This window comes from Pseudomonas sp. DL, assembly GCF_047199225.1.
GTDB classification, from domain to species: Bacteria; Pseudomonadota; Gammaproteobacteria; order Pseudomonadales; family Pseudomonadaceae; genus Pseudomonas; species Pseudomonas aeruginosa.
Genome location: NZ_CP178323.1, coordinates 1,246,761 through 1,259,817, shown reverse-complemented (window position 1 = coordinate 1,259,817; position 13,057 = coordinate 1,246,761). Strand labels below are relative to the sequence as shown.

Here is a 13,057-nt window from a genome sequence, read left to right as displayed (position 1 = left end):
CATGACCGACTTCACCCAAGCCATCCCCGTTCTCCCGGAGCCCGACTGGCACGCCGTGGCCGGCATCCCCATCGTCGATGCCGGCACGCCGCTGGAGGCGCTCGGGCTGAGCCGCGAGTTCAGCGTCTGGCCGGCCTACCACAAGCTCGGCATTCCTCACGCGATCCCGGAGTGCCACGCTCGCGGCGAGGTCTTCGAGCGTCTCCTGCGGGTCGCCGCCGCCCTCCCCGGCGGCGTGCGCCTGGTGGTGCTGGACGCCTGGCGGCCGTTCGCCGTGCAGCAGTATCTCTACGACAGCCTGTCCAGCGCCCTGGCCGCGCACTACCCACGGGCCGGCGAGGCCGAGCTGGAACGGCTCACCCGCCAGTTCGTCTCGCCGCCGAGCAGCAGCCGCGAGGCGCCCAGCCCGCATCTCACCGGCGGCGCGGTGGACGTCACCCTGTGCGACGCCCAGGGCCGCTGGCTGGACATGGGCAGCGCCTTCGACGAAGCCGTGCCGGCCTCCTACACCGCCTACTTCGAACGCCTGGCGGAGCCCGACACGCGCCAGCGACGCGTCCGCGATCACCGTCGTCTGCTCTATCACGCGATGCTCGACGCCGGTTTCAGCAACCTGCCCAGTGAATGGTGGCACTACGATTTCGGCGACCAGCTCTGGGCCTGGCACACCGGCGCGACGCAGGCGCTGTTCGGCCCGGTGCAGTTGCAGGCGATGGACGCGCTCTGGCGCCAGCAGTTGCAGAAGCGCCCTCCGGCGGACTAGGAGGCGAAGGCGCGCCGGTAGCCCAGCGGCGGCAGGCCGAAAGCGGCGGAGAACTGCTGGCGCAACGACACCGCCGAACCGAAGCCGGCCAGCCCGGCGATCGCCTGCACCGAATGCTCGGTGGTTTCCAGCAGGCGCTGGGCCAGGGCCAGGCGTTCGGCCTGCAGCCACTGGCTGACGGTGGTGCCGGTGAGCTGGCGGAAATGCCGGGTGAAGGTCCGCCGGCTCATCAGCACCCGCTGTGCCAGGCTGTCCAGGCTGTGCGCCTGGTCGAGGTTCTGCCGCAGCCACACCAGCAGCTCGCCGAGACGGCCGTCCTGGGCACTGTCCGGCAGCGGCTGCTCGATGAACTGGGCCTGGCCGCCCTGTCGATGCGGCGCCACCACCAGGCGCCGGGCCAGGTGATTGGTAGTCTGCGCACCGAGCCGCTGGCGGACCAGGTGCAGACAGCAGTCGATGCCGGCGACGGTGCCTGCCGAGGTCAGCAGGCCGTCGTCCTCGATGTACAGCACGTCGGGCTCCACCCGCACCGCAGGGAAGCGCCCGGCGAAATCCTCCGCCCACATCCAGTGGGTGGTGGCGCGGCGACCGTCGAGCAACCCGGCCTCGGCCAGCACGAAGGCCCCCAGGCACAAGCCCACCAGTTGCGCACCGCGTGCACGGGCCGCGATCAACGCATCCAGCAGCGCTTGTGGCGGACGCTCGTGTGGATCGCGCCAGCTCGGCACGATCACGGTCTGCGCCTCGGCCAGCGCTTCCAGCCCGGCCTCGGCCTCGATGGTGAACCCCACCGTGGTTCGCAGCCGGCCCGGCTCGGCGGCGCAGACACGCAGGTCGAAGGCCTGCGCGCAGGGGTCGTAGCACTCCTGGCCGAACACCAGGCAGGGCACCGACAGGTGGAACGGACTGATGCGGTCGAAGGCCACCACGGCCACGGACTGGCGGGACATGCACACCTCGGTGGGTATGAGCGGGTTGGCCCGATTCTAGCGAAAGTTGTCTCTCAGGCCACTCACTCGCTACGCCGCGCCGGGACCAGAATCTGCCTCACCCACTCAGGAGGAAACGCCATGTCCGCACGTCAACCCAAACGCGCCTTGCTGGTCATCGACGTACAGAACGAATACGTCAGCGGCAACCTGCGTATCGAATTTCCCTCCATCCAATCGTCGCTGGAACGCATCGGCGCCGCCATGGATGCCGCCCACGCGGCGGGCATCCCGATCGTCGTGGTGCAGCACCTGGCACCGGCGGACTCGCCGTTGTTCGCGCGCGGCAGCCGGCAGGCCGAGCTGCACGAGGTGGTCGCCTCGCGGCCCTACCAGCACAAGGTGGAAAAGCAACTGGCCAGTTCCTTCGTCGGCACCGGGCTGGCCGACTGGCTGCGCGAGCGCGACATCGACACCCTCGCCGTGGTCGGCTACATGACCCAGCACTGCGACGACTCGACCATCCGCCAGGCGATCCACGAAGGCTGGCAGGTGGAATACCTGCACGACGCCAGCGGCTCGGTGCCCTACCGCAACCGCGCCGGCCAGGCCAGCGCGGAAGAGATCCACCGGATCTTCGGCATCGTCCTGCAGTCCTCCTTCGCCGCCGTGCTCAGCACCGAGGAGTGGCTGGAAAGCCTCGCCGGCCGGCACGTTCCGGAACGCGACAACATCTACGACTCCAACCAGCGAGCCCTGGCCAACCGCTGAAACGGCGCCGCCCCCCACGCGGGGCGGCGAGCGCTCAGCCGACCAGCGAGCCGCGCGCCGGCAACGGCTTCCAGCCCGGGAACTCGCGCAGCCGCGTGTCGGGCACCGCGCAATAGGCGAATGTCCAGTTCGGCGCCGGCAGGTCCAGGCGCTCCAGCGGCACACGCGTGCCGGCGCCGGCCTGCGGCGCCTTCCAGTCCTGGGTGATGTGCGCGCCGCCCTGGCTGGCCAGGAGGATGCCGCGGTTGGCGCTGGTGTCGTCCACCGTCCAGCGCGCGGCGGAGGCGTCCATCAGCACCTCCAGATGCTCGTCGGTCACCTTGGCGCCGAACGGCGACTGCAACAGCCAGCAGTACAGGCGCAGGTGCATCGCCCAGTTCCAGGCGGCCTTCTGCTCGGCCGCCCATTGCAGGAAACCACGGAGGATGGTCAGGCCATCCGGCGGATCGATCTTCAGCAGTTCCGGGCAAAGGTCGTAGAGATGGTGCCAGGCGCTGCTCAGGCGCTTGTTGAGCTGGTCCGGACGCAGGGTGGAGTTCTTCGGCGGCAGGCCGGGAGCCACCACCAGGCCGGTCTGCGCCGGCAAGGGATATCTGTTGCTGTTCATGCTCTGAACCTCGCACGCAAAGGCGGGGCGCCGGGCGCCCCTGCTCGACACGGCGCTCAGTGGCCGTGCTGCTCGTGCCCGCCCTGTTCGGCCGGCGCCTTGGACTCGACGACGATTTCCACCGGCACGTCGCCGGCCTTGCGGAAATGCAGCGTCAGCGGGAAGCGCTCGCCGGCCACCAGTGGCTGCTTCAGGCCCATCAGCATCAGGTGGTAGCCGCCGGGAGCGAAGCGCAGGTCCTTGCCTGGTGCGACGTCGACGCTGTCGACTTTCTGCATGCTCATCATGCCGTTCTTGTGCACATGCTCGTGCACCTCGGCGGAAGCCGCGCGCGGCGTGTCGGCGCCAAGCAGGGTGTCGTTTTCCTTGCCGTGGTTCTGCACCACGAAGTAGGCCGCGCCGTTCGGCGAGGTCGGCGGCAGGGCCAGCGCCCAGGGATGCTCGATGTGCAGCTGGCCGGCGTTGTACTCGTGGGCCTGGGCGAAAGCGGAAACGGCCAGCAGGGCCGCGGCAGCAAAGAAGGATGTGCGCATGGTGACTCTCCAGTAGCGTATGACCGGTCTTTTTCCGTCGGACCGGCGATTCCAGGGGGGAAGCTAGGGTATTGCGCCGCGACCTGCCCCGACCCGAAGGTCCAGGTTGTCGAAGGCGCGGGGGAGGAGTCAGGCGACAGGAGAAGCGCGCGGATTGGCGAGGCGCCAATAGCGCAGGGGAGGCAGGTCGGTGGCGGAGAAGGCGTTACGGGCCGGGCTGGCCAGCGGCGCCAGCGGCAATGCCGGCCAGGAGGCGACCAGTCCGGGCGTGCCGGCGGCGCCGGCGCAGCAGCAGAGGTGCGGGGCCAGGCTTTCGTGGTCGTCGGGAAGATCGATGTCCTTGAGCGCGGCACCCAGCTTCAGGCGCAGCAGCGAATCGGACGAGGTGCTGCAGAAGCCGCCGAGCAGCAACGAGGCGCGCTCCTGCGTCGTCAGCGCCTGCGAAAGCGGCACCACGAACAGGTTCATCAGCACGGCCAGGCTGGCCAGCCAGGCCACGGGGCGCCGTGACAGGGGCATCGTCGGTTCTCCGGAGAATGGGCCCTTTATGCCTGAGCGCGGGGCAAAAGTAAAAACGCCGGGCGCGACAGAGTGCCGCAGGTGAAAACGTTTGCAACCCTTGCGGGCTTTCCCCCGCCGCGCTCTTCCGCCAGCATAGACGGCTTTGACGCCCGACGAGTCGAGAAGCCGATGCCCCGCACCCTAGCCTTCGTTTCCACGCTGTTGCTCGCCGCTTTCTGCGCCCTGCCCGCCCAGGCCGACAGCTTCATCATGCGCCTGCTGAACAAGCCGGTGCCCGGCGGGGTGGCGGTGGTCGACCTCGGCGAGGAAGGCCCGCCGCCGCGGGCCTTCTACCAGGGCAAGCCGGTGCTGGTGGTGCGCGAGGAGAGCCGCCGCTGGATCGCCGTGGTCGGCATCCCGCTGAGCACCAAGCCCGGCCCGCAGAAGCTGGAAGTGCGGGCGGCGACCGGCAACCACGAGGAACGCTTCAGCGTCGGCAGCAAGCACTACCGCGAGCAGCGCATCACCCTGAAGAACAAGCGCCAGGTCAATCCGCTGCCGGAAGACCTCAAGCGCATCGAACGCGAACTCGCCGAGCAGACCGCCGCCTACCGCCGCTTCAGTCCCGGCCTGCCCAGCAACCTGATGCTCGACAAGCCGGTCGACGGTCCGCTCTCCAGCCCCTTCGGCCTGCGCCGCTTCTTCAACGGCGAAGAGCGCAACCCGCATTCCGGTCTAGACTTCGCGGTACCGGCCGGTACGCCGATCAAGGCGCCGGCGGCCGGCAAGGTGATCCTCATCGGCGACTACTTCTTCAATGGCAAGACGGTGTTCGTCGACCATGGCCAGGGCTTCATCAGCATGTTCTGCCACCTGTCGAAGATCGACGTGAAGCTCGGCCAGCAGGTGCCGCGCGGAGGCGTACTCGGCAAGGTCGGCGCCACCGGCAGGGCCACCGGACCGCACATGCACTGGAACGTCAGCCTGAACGACGCGCGAGTCGACCCGGCAATCTTCATCGGTGCCTTCCAGCCCTGAGAAGTGAGCAACGCGGCGCCGGCTGAGGTCAGAAGGAACAGGGGGCGCGTCGATGCGCCCCTTTCATGACCAAGGGAGACACCGCATGACTCACCCGCTTCGCCTGCTCTGGCTGTGCTCGACACTGTTCGTGGTCCTCGGCCTGGGCTTCGTCTTCTTCCCCGGCCCGCTCGCCTCCCTGCTCACCAGCGGCGAACCGCTCACCCCCGCCGCCCTCACCGACCTGCGCGCCAGCTACGGCGGCACCAGCTTCGGCATCGGGCTGCTGCTCGGCTATGCCGCCCTGCGCCCCCGCTACCTGGTGCTCGGCCTGCTCGCCGCCCTGGCGGTGATCGCCAGCGGCGGCGCGGCGCGTCTCTACGGTGTGCTGATCGACGCCTCGCCGGCGCTAACCACCTTCCTCTGGCTCGGCGCCGAGGCGCTGCTCTGCGTGCTGTTGCTGGCGGCACTCTGGAAGACCCGCCAGCTCGACCTCGACTGAGCGCCGGGCAGCAGGTCTCAAGCCAGGACCCGGCGAACCGCCGGCAGCCGCGACAGCACCAGCCAGTCCAGCGCCCAGACCAGCAGGAGCGAGGCCCCCACCAACGGGAAGGCCACGCCCAGCGCCAGCATGATGGCGATGCCGCTCTTCCAGCGCGGCAGCTCGTGGCGCAGCGGCGGCACGCCAAGGCGTCCGGCCGGCTTGCGCTTCCACCAGATCCACAGGCCGCTCGCCGAGCTGAGCAGGATCGCCAGGCAGACCGCGAGCATCAGCAACTGGTTGCCGAGGCCGAAGAGCTTGCCTTCGTGCAGCACGACGCCCATCTGCACGCTCCTCGCCACCGAGTTGTAGTCCTGCCAACGCACGTCGGCGAGAACCTTGCCGCTGTACTGGTCGATGTGCAGGGTGGCGTCGTGGCGCGGATCGTCGGGGAACACGGAAATCGTGTAGACCCCCTCCATCCCGCTCGGCAGGGCGATCCCGTAGCCCGCCGCCACGCCGCGCTCGCGGGCGATATCCACCACCCTTTGCAGAGGGATGCCCGCCGGCATCGGCATGTCCATCGGCATCGCGTGCCCGGCCTGGGCGGAATGCCCGCGATGCTCGGCATGGGCGTCGGCCGCCGGCGGCTGCGAGCGCGGCAGCGGAGTGTTCTCCAGCGGCCAGGGCACCTGCTGGCGCGACGCGCTGTTGAGGCTACCGGCCTGCATGTCGGAGGTCGGCACATCGTTCCACATCGCCGCCGGGAAGCGGTTCCAGACATCGGCGAACTGCTTGCCCCAGTAGCCGGTCCAGGTCATCCCGCTGAGCAGCATGAACAGCAACAGCAGGCTGCCCCAGAAACCGGCGAGCACATGTAGCTCGCGCCACAGCGGTCGTCCGCGCAGGTGCAGGCGCGGCCAGAACAGCGCGCTCGCCGCCCGCCCGCGCGGCCACCATAGGTAGAGACCGGAGACCACCAGGACGATGCCCCAGCCGGCGGCCAGCTCGATCAGCCGGTCGCCGACGGTCCCGACCATCAGCTCGCCATGCAGTGCCCGGGCCACCGCCTGGAGATTCAGCTGCGCATCCTGGCGGCCGAGTTCGCGCCCGCTGTAGGGATCGACGAAGAGGTTCCATTGCCTGCCCTCTTCGCCAATCACGAATTGCGCGCTGCGCCCCGCCTCGCTCGGCGGCAGGTACTGGCTGACGGCGGCCTGCGGGTGCGCCTGGCGCACCCCGGCGAGCAACTGGTCGGCGCTGCGCATCTGCGCACCGGCCTCGACCCGCAGCAGTTGCGGATAGAGCAGCGCATCCAGTTGCGGCTTGAACAGGTAGACGATTCCGGTCAGCGCCAGCAGGATCATGAAGGGCGCGACGAACAGGCCAGCGTAGAAATGCCAGCGCCAGGCCAGCGCGTAGAAGTCACGGCCGTTCTTTTCGTTCGATTGCATGGATCACCTCATCGGAGCGCACACAGGCAAGGCGGGCCCCGCTGGACGGGGCCTCGTTGAAGGTTCAGAAGCTGAAGTCGACCTTGGTCCAGAAGGTCCGGCCCGGCTCTGGAACCGTTTCGTTGGCGGAGAAACCGAAGCCGGCGTCGCCGGCCTTGTTCAGGTGCTCGGTGTAGTCCTTGTCGAACAGGTTATCGACACCGGCGCTCAGCTTGACGTTGCGAGTCACCCGGTAGGCGCCGTTGAGCGAGAAGACGCCGAAGCCGGCGCTCTTGTCGAAGTCCTTGCCGACCACGTTGCCCTGGTCCCTGGCGATGCGATTCTGCGGCGCGACCACCCGCCACAGGCTGCCGGCACTCCAGTCGCCTTCCTCGTAGGTCAGGCCGAAGCGCGCTTCCAGCGGCGGGATCTGCGGCAGCGCGCGGTCGTCCGAGCTGTTCTTGCCCCAGGCATAGGCCAGGCTGGCGTCGGTCTTCCAGTTGCCGGTGAGCTGGTAGGAAGCGCCCAGCTCGCCGCCCATGATCCGCGCGTCGACGTTGGTCGCCTGGGTCGAGGAACCCATCATGCCCTCGCGATAGCTGAACAGGATGAAGTCCTGGACCACCCCGACGTAGCCGGAGGCCCAGGCCTGCAGCTTGTCGCCGTTGTACTGGAGGCCGAAGTCGAGCTGGGTGGTCTTTTCCGGCTTGATCTTGTCGAAGGCGTTGACCGACCCGTTCGGCCCGCGCTTGGGCGAGAACAGCTCCCAGTAGTCGGGGAAGCGCTCGGCATGGCCGAGGCCGGCGTAGAGGGTGGTCGGCGAGTCGGCGAGGTCGTGCTCGTAGCGCACGAAGCCGCTGGGCAGGGTATCGGCGCGGGTGTCGTTGGCCGTCGGGTTGGCCATGGCGTGGCCCATGTGCCCGGACTTCAGGGTCTGCCGGTAGTCCTTGACCGAGGCGCGGTCCAGGCGCAACCCGCCGATCAGCCGGTCGCGCTCGGCGGCGAACCAGGTCAGTTCGCCGAAGGCCCCGTAGTTGTGGAACACCGCGTCCTTGCTCCAGGGGAACTGGTCGGCGTCGGTGTAGTAGTCGGTCATCATGTCGTACTTGGAGCCGCGCGCGCGGTGCTCGTTGCGCATGGCGTCGACCCCGGTGACCAGCTTGAAGTCGTCCCAGCGCCAGGTGGCCGCCAGGCGACCGCCGAGGGTGCGTCGGTCCACCTGGGACGCCATCGGCATGGGCATCATGCTGGATGGGTCGGGAGTGCGCAGGCGGAAGTTGTCCATGATGTGGTCGGCGTAGTTGTAGTAGACCTGTGCCTCGACCTTCTCCAGCACATCGCTGACGTTCGATTTGACGAAGCGCAGGCCCAGGCTCTCGCGCTTGAACTGCGAGCCGTCCATGCCGCGCCCGGCGTAGCGTGCCTCGCCGTCGCCCTTGCCGGCGGTGAGTTCGATCAGGGTGTCCTCGTCGGGGGTCCAGCCGACCGCGACGTCGCCGTTCCACTTCTTCCAGCGCGACGGCACGGTATTCCCGGCGCCGTCCTCGTAATCGTCGGACTGCGCGTGGTTGCCGGTGAAGCGCAGGTAGCCGAGCCGGTTGCCGGCGGCGGCGTCCAGCACCTTGTCGAAGCGGCCATTGGAGCCGGCCAGCAGGCTGGCGTTGACCCGCGAGCCGAGTTCGCCGAAGCGCTCCGGCTCACGCTCGAAGAGGATCGTCCCGGCCGACGCGCCCGGCCCCCAGAGCACCGTCTGCGGGCCCTTGATCACGGTGAGCTTGTCGTAGGTTTCCGGCGAGATGTAGGAGGTCGGCGCGTCCATCCGGTTCGGACAGGCACCGAGCATCATGCCGCCGTTGGTGAGGATGTTCAGGCGCGAACCGAACATCCCGCGCAGCACCGGGTCGCCGTTGCTGCCGCCGTTGCGGATCACCGCGAAGCCGGGAATGGTCTTCAGGTAGTCGGCCCCATCGCTGGCCGGCACCGGTTGGCGCGGCTCCTTGGGATTGGTGACGATGGTCAGCGGCGAACTCTGGGCGACTCCGGTGACCACGCTCGGCGCCAGCTCCACGGCGTGATCCTGGTACTGTGAGTGTTCCTCGGCCAGGAGCGCCGACGGAGACAGGGCCAGGCCGCACAGAGCGGCGAAGGCTCCCGCCCAGCGGCGGCGTTGTGCGAGACGGGCAGGGTCGAAGCTGAAAGCGGCGGTCGGGCAGGCGTTGCCGGCCGCTCGTTGTTGAGTAGACATACGTTTTTCCATGATCTATGTGACTTCCGCCCCGCCCCCACGGCGAGCAGGCACGCGGCCAGGCTCGCGTCACCGGCGCGGCGAAGACGCGCCGGTGCCCCCAGGAAGCGGCGGCTATCGGATTGAAAGAGGTCAGGCGATCAGGAACGGCGGCGCACGGGTACGGGCGCCGGGAAACACCGGCGAGGCGACGAACGCCTCGTTCAGGAAAGCGACGGCGGGCGCCGTCGCGAAGGGAACGGAGAACAGCGCCAGGCAGGCGTCTTCGGTGAGCGGCGGGCTGTGGAACAACAGGCTGCAATAACCGCACTTCTCCCAGAGCACGTCGCTGGCCAGGCGATTGCCTTCCTCGCCGCCCATCCCCGGCATGCCGGCATGGACGACGGAGCGCTGGGCATCGGAACAGCCGGCATGGGCCATGTCGCCATGGTCCATGTTCTCGTGGGACATGCCTTCGTGGCCCATCCCCACGCCCATCGGCATCGGGTGGTCCATCGGCATCGACTGGGAGATCAGCGGCCCGACGAAGATCATCAGCATGGCGAACAGAGCCAGCCATGCACCGATGCCTTGTCGTTTCAGAGTGGTCGCCACCTGCGACTCCCGCCGTCTTGAATGAAGACCACCGCGTAGCGGGCCGGATGGCCGCTCGCGCCGGGTCATGCCGAAAAGAAGAATGCGCCTGTCGTTATACGCCCCAGGCACGGGGAACGAAATGATCGCACAAGGGCGGCTGGCTCTTCTGCGGCATGGGGCCGCAGAATTTTCCGTTGCGGAGAGCGTGCCGGCGGCGCAATCGGGGACAAGCTTTCACCGCAGAGAAAGAATAAAAACCCACAAAAGCCGCACAAATGGGAAATTCTACTAATTTTCCTTTAATGCTTGCCATTCAAATGCAGTCTCACTAGTGTGGTACGCATGAAAACACCACACACCCTCATCCTGCTCCGCCAACACGCCTGCCTGTGCCTGGTCAGCCCGCGACTGCGTGGCTGAGCGACGCTTCTCTTCATCTCGTCACTGCGTTCGCCTGGCCCCGCCGGCCCAGGAACCGACTCCAAAGGATTAGCCCCATGAGCATGTTGAAAGACCCTTCGCAGAAATACCGCCCATTCCCGGCCATCAATCTGCCCGACCGCACCTGGCCGTCGAAGACCATCACCGAGGTGCCGATCTGGTGCAGTTCCGACCTGCGCGACGGCAACCAGTCGCTGATCGAACCGATGGACGCGGCGAAGAAGATGCGATTCTTCAAGACCCTGGTGCAGGTCGGCCTGAAGCAGATCGAAGTGGCCTTCCCGTCGGCTTCCGATACCGACTTCAACTTCGTCCGCGAGTTGATCGAAGGCAACCACATCCCGGACGACGTCACCATCCAGGTGCTGACCCAGGCCCGCGAAGACCTGATCACCCGCACCTTCGAATCCCTGCGCGGGGCGAAGAAGGCCATCGTCCACGTCTACAACGCCACCGCCCCGTCGTTCCGCCGCATCGTCTTCAACCAGGACAAGCAGGGCGTCGTGGACATCGCCACCAACGCCGCGAAACTGATCAAGAAGCTGGCCGCCGAGCAACCGGATACCCAGTGGTCGTTCCAGTACTCGCCGGAAATCTTCAGCTCTACCGAGCTGGAGTTCTCGGTGGAGGTCTGCAACGCGGTGATCGACGTCTGGCGACCGACCCCGGACAACAAGATCATCCTCAACCTGCCGGCCACCGTGGAGTGCGCCACGCCGAACGTCTACGCCGACCAGATCGAATGGTTCGGCCGCCACGTCGACAAGCGTGACAGCGTGATCATCAGCCTGCACACCCACAACGACCGTGGCACCGGCGTGGCCGCCACCGAGCTGGGCCTGATGGCCGGCGCCGACCGCGTCGAAGGTTGCCTGTTCGGCAACGGCGAGCGCACCGGCAACGTCGACCTGGTGACCCTGGCCTTGAACATGTACACCCAGGGCCTGCATCCGCAACTGGACTTCTCCGACATCGACGCGGTGCGCAAGGTGGTCGAAGAGTGCAACCAGTTGCCGGTCCACCCGCGCCATCCATATGTCGGCGACCTGGTCCATACCGCTTTCTCCGGCTCGCACCAGGATGCCATTCGCAAGGGCTTCGCCCAGCAGAAGGAAGACGCGATCTGGGAAGTGCCGTACCTGCCGATCGATCCGGCCGACATCGGCCGCGACTACGAAGCGGTGATCCGGGTCAACAGCCAGTCCGGCAAGGGCGGCATCACCTTCCTGCTCGAACAGGAGTACGGCATCAGCCTGCCGCGGCGCATGCAGATCGAGTTCAGCCAGGTAGTGCAAGGCGAGACCGACCGTCTCGGCCTGGAAATGACCGCACAACAGATCTACTCGCTGCTGGAAAACGAATACCTCAAGGCGACCTCGCCCTACGTCCTCGCCAGCCATCGCCTGCAGGAAGAGAACGGCACCAGCGCCGTCGACCTGGAAGTCTCCTTCGACGGCGAGAAGCAGCACTGGCGCGGGATCGGCAAGGGACCGCTGGAAGCCTTGGTGGCCGCCCTGCCGGTCAAGGCGGAAATCATGGACTACCATGAGCACGCCATCGGCGCCGGCGCCAATGCCAAGGCCGCGGCCTATATCGAGATCCGCCTGGAGGGCCAGCGCCCGCTGCACGGCATCGGCATCGACGAGAACATCACCACCGCCAGCTTCCGCGCCCTGTTCAGCGCGCTGAACCGCGCGGTGACCCAGGCCGAGGCCAAGGCGGCCTGACCGGCACGGAAGGGAAAAAGGGAGCCAGGCGGCTCCCTTTTTTCATGGGCATCTTTCAGCTGAGTCGCTTCACTCATCCTCGCCGCTGGCGCTGACCGCTCCCAGGCAACGGAGCTGGTACGCCCCCTCCCCTGTGGTCAGGCGCCAGGACTCGCCATCGGCCTGGGGCTCGGCTTCCATCACCGCGTTGTAGGAAAAACGCCACTCGCGACGGGTGCGTCCATCCAGGCTTTCCACCGCCAGCACCCAGTCTTCGCTGGCGAACGGCTGGTCGGCTTCCGCCGCCAGGTCCGCCTGGTCCAGCAGGTTCTCGTTGAGTTCGAAGCGCCAGGCGTGCAGACCGTCGATCTCGAGCATGTCGGCGGTTTCCAGTTCATCGAGCAGGTAGCGTTGTGTAGTCATGGCCAGTCATCGCGGATAAAGAACTCATGATAAGGCAAAGCGCGGGCTGCCCCTCACACCACCAGCATCACCACCGGGATCGCTACCGACAGGACCACCAACATGAACAGCAGGCCGATCCCCGCCGCCCGCCAGTTGGAAATGAACGCTCCGCCCGCTGCCTTGTGGCTGTCCAGGGCCGGACCGAAGGCTGATTTGGCGTAGTAGACCATGCCGAATATCTGCGCCACCGTGAAGCCGATCGAGGGGATGTTCTCCGGCAGTATCGCGCCCAGAACTGGCAGCAGGACAAACAGGCAGAGGCCGACCAGCCAGGTTTTCCCGACTTCCTGCGCCCGTCCCAGGCGACGGAGATTCACCGCCACGAGGAAGGCACCGGCCAGGGGCGTGCCGATGAAGGTACCCAGACCGATCGCGGAAAGCCTGTACAGCGGCTCGCCATGGGTGGCGTCAGGCTCGTCCAGGCGGGCCTCCGGTGGGCGGAACGGATTCTCGGTGTCGCTGTTCATGCGTGTGCTCCCTGCGGATATTTACTGAAGCTTTACCAGGGCCGGCATTGGAAAATCCCGGCAACCGGCAGAGTCTATAGGACGCTGCGCGCCGGCTGAACATTCCGCGCCCGCCGGGAGTC

Annotated in this window: 14 protein-coding genes; 5 read left to right on the top strand and 9 right to left on the bottom strand. The window is 67.3% G+C overall.

All coding sequences use genetic code 11. From position 1 onward, the window contains the following. The first annotated feature begins 1 nt into the window (after window position 1). Window positions 2-763 (top strand): M15 family metallopeptidase, encoded by a 762-nt coding sequence (locus ACI766_RS05950; protein ID WP_003105392.1) that lies wholly within the window; start codon window positions 2-4, stop codon window positions 761-763. On the opposite strand, the gene ACI766_RS05945 is transcribed toward ACI766_RS05950, so the two are convergent. Continuing rightward, window positions 760-1,713, bottom strand: coding sequence for a GlxA family transcriptional regulator (locus ACI766_RS05945; protein ID WP_003137870.1), 954 nt, complete (start codon window positions 1,711-1,713; stop codon window positions 760-762). The genes ACI766_RS05950 and ACI766_RS05945 overlap by 4 nt on opposite strands. Before the next feature lie 120 nt (window positions 1,714-1,833). Between ACI766_RS05945 and ACI766_RS05940 the strand changes: the two genes are divergently transcribed. After that, on the top strand, window positions 1,834-2,463 hold the full coding sequence (locus ACI766_RS05940) for a cysteine hydrolase family protein (RefSeq protein ID WP_016253049.1): 630 nt from the start codon (window positions 1,834-1,836) through the stop codon (window positions 2,461-2,463). A gap of 34 nt (window positions 2,464-2,497) precedes the next feature. On the opposite strand, the gene ACI766_RS05935 is transcribed toward ACI766_RS05940, so the two are convergent. The 3 genes from ACI766_RS05935 to ACI766_RS05925 form a co-directional block, all read right to left on the bottom strand. Beyond that, window positions 2,498-3,070: a putative natural product biosynthesis protein gene (locus tag ACI766_RS05935; RefSeq protein WP_016253048.1), complete on the bottom strand. Its 573-nt coding sequence runs from the start codon at window positions 3,068-3,070 to the stop codon at window positions 2,498-2,500. A 56-nt stretch (window positions 3,071-3,126) separates the two neighbouring features. Further along, window positions 3,127-3,603 carry a copper chaperone PCu(A)C gene (locus ACI766_RS05930; RefSeq protein ID WP_003105385.1) on the bottom strand — a complete coding sequence of 159 codons (477 nt, stop codon included), beginning with the start codon at window positions 3,601-3,603 and terminating at the stop codon, window positions 3,127-3,129. A 129-nt stretch (window positions 3,604-3,732) separates the two neighbouring features. Further along, complete coding sequence (locus ACI766_RS05925; RefSeq protein ID WP_003105383.1) at window positions 3,733-4,122, bottom strand: DUF2946 family protein; 390 nt, start codon at window positions 4,120-4,122, stop codon at window positions 3,733-3,735. Window positions 4,123-4,293: 171 nt separating this feature from the next. On the opposite strand from ACI766_RS05925, the gene ACI766_RS05920 reads away from it, so the two are divergent. Both ACI766_RS05920 and ACI766_RS05915 read left to right on the top strand, forming a co-directional pair. Further along, complete coding sequence (locus ACI766_RS05920) at window positions 4,294-5,142, top strand: M23 family metallopeptidase (protein WP_023085969.1); 849 nt, start codon at window positions 4,294-4,296, stop codon at window positions 5,140-5,142. Window positions 5,143-5,227: 85 nt separating this feature from the next. Then, window positions 5,228-5,623, top strand: a complete 396-nt coding sequence (locus ACI766_RS05915; RefSeq protein WP_003113807.1) for a DUF4345 domain-containing protein — start codon at window positions 5,228-5,230, stop codon at window positions 5,621-5,623. A gap of 17 nt (window positions 5,624-5,640) precedes the next feature. Here the strand turns inward: ACI766_RS05915 and ACI766_RS05910 are convergent, their stop codons facing one another. The 3 genes from ACI766_RS05910 to ACI766_RS05900 form a co-directional block, all read right to left on the bottom strand. Continuing rightward, a complete protein-coding gene (locus ACI766_RS05910) occupies window positions 5,641-7,056 on the bottom strand; it encodes a PepSY-associated TM helix domain-containing protein (RefSeq protein WP_023085968.1) in 1,416 nt (471 codons plus the stop codon). Between the two features lie 64 nt (window positions 7,057-7,120). Next, window positions 7,121-9,292 (bottom strand): TonB-dependent copper receptor, encoded by a 2,172-nt coding sequence (locus ACI766_RS05905; RefSeq protein WP_017148415.1) that lies wholly within the window; start codon window positions 9,290-9,292, stop codon window positions 7,121-7,123. Window positions 9,293-9,412: 120 nt separating this feature from the next. Continuing rightward, window positions 9,413-9,874 carry a DUF2946 domain-containing protein gene (locus ACI766_RS05900; RefSeq protein ID WP_003092760.1) on the bottom strand — a complete coding sequence of 154 codons (462 nt, stop codon included), beginning with the start codon at window positions 9,872-9,874 and terminating at the stop codon, window positions 9,413-9,415. Between the two features lie 479 nt (window positions 9,875-10,353). Between ACI766_RS05900 and leuA the strand changes: the two genes are divergently transcribed. Next, window positions 10,354-12,024 carry a 2-isopropylmalate synthase gene (gene leuA / locus ACI766_RS05895; protein WP_023085967.1) on the top strand — a complete coding sequence of 557 codons (1,671 nt, stop codon included), beginning with the start codon at window positions 10,354-10,356 and terminating at the stop codon, window positions 12,022-12,024. Window positions 12,025-12,093: 69 nt separating this feature from the next. On the opposite strand, the gene ACI766_RS05890 is transcribed toward leuA, so the two are convergent. Beyond that, complete coding sequence (locus tag ACI766_RS05890) at window positions 12,094-12,426, bottom strand: DUF5629 family protein (RefSeq protein WP_003092770.1); 333 nt, start codon at window positions 12,424-12,426, stop codon at window positions 12,094-12,096. A gap of 53 nt (window positions 12,427-12,479) precedes the next feature. Next, complete coding sequence (locus ACI766_RS05885) at window positions 12,480-12,935, bottom strand: hypothetical protein (protein WP_023097271.1); 456 nt, start codon at window positions 12,933-12,935, stop codon at window positions 12,480-12,482. Window positions 12,936-13,057: the final 122 nt, after the last annotated feature.

Bases quoted from the DNA above. Each gene is read 5' to 3' on its own strand.
- leuA (WP_023085967.1), top strand. From the start codon at position 10,354: ATGAGCATGTTGAAAGACCCTTCGCAGAAATACCGCCCATTCCCGGCC.
- ACI766_RS05950 (WP_003105392.1), top strand. From the start codon at position 2: ATGACCGACTTCACCCAAGCCATCCCCGTTCTCCCGGAGCCCGACTGG.
- ACI766_RS05930 (WP_003105385.1), bottom strand. From the start codon at position 3,603: ATGCGCACATCCTTCTTTGCTGCCGCGGCCCTGCTGGCCGTTTCCGCT.
- ACI766_RS05890 (WP_003092770.1), bottom strand. From the start codon at position 12,426: ATGACTACACAACGCTACCTGCTCGATGAACTGGAAACCGCCGACATG.
- ACI766_RS05910 (WP_023085968.1), bottom strand. From the start codon at position 7,056: ATGCAATCGAACGAAAAGAACGGCCGTGACTTCTACGCGCTGGCCTGG.
- ACI766_RS05945 (WP_003137870.1), bottom strand. From the start codon at position 1,713: ATGTCCCGCCAGTCCGTGGCCGTGGTGGCCTTCGACCGCATCAGTCCG.
- ACI766_RS05925 (WP_003105383.1), bottom strand. From the start codon at position 4,122: ATGCCCCTGTCACGGCGCCCCGTGGCCTGGCTGGCCAGCCTGGCCGTG.
- ACI766_RS05920 (WP_023085969.1), top strand. From the start codon at position 4,294: ATGCCCCGCACCCTAGCCTTCGTTTCCACGCTGTTGCTCGCCGCTTTC.
- ACI766_RS05935 (WP_016253048.1), bottom strand. From the start codon at position 3,070: ATGAACAGCAACAGATATCCCTTGCCGGCGCAGACCGGCCTGGTGGTG.
- ACI766_RS05915 (WP_003113807.1), top strand. From the start codon at position 5,228: ATGACTCACCCGCTTCGCCTGCTCTGGCTGTGCTCGACACTGTTCGTG.
- ACI766_RS05940 (WP_016253049.1), top strand. From the start codon at position 1,834: ATGTCCGCACGTCAACCCAAACGCGCCTTGCTGGTCATCGACGTACAG.
- ACI766_RS05885 (WP_023097271.1), bottom strand. From the start codon at position 12,935: ATGAACAGCGACACCGAGAATCCGTTCCGCCCACCGGAGGCCCGCCTG.
- ACI766_RS05905 (WP_017148415.1), bottom strand. From the start codon at position 9,292: ATGGAAAAACGTATGTCTACTCAACAACGAGCGGCCGGCAACGCCTGC.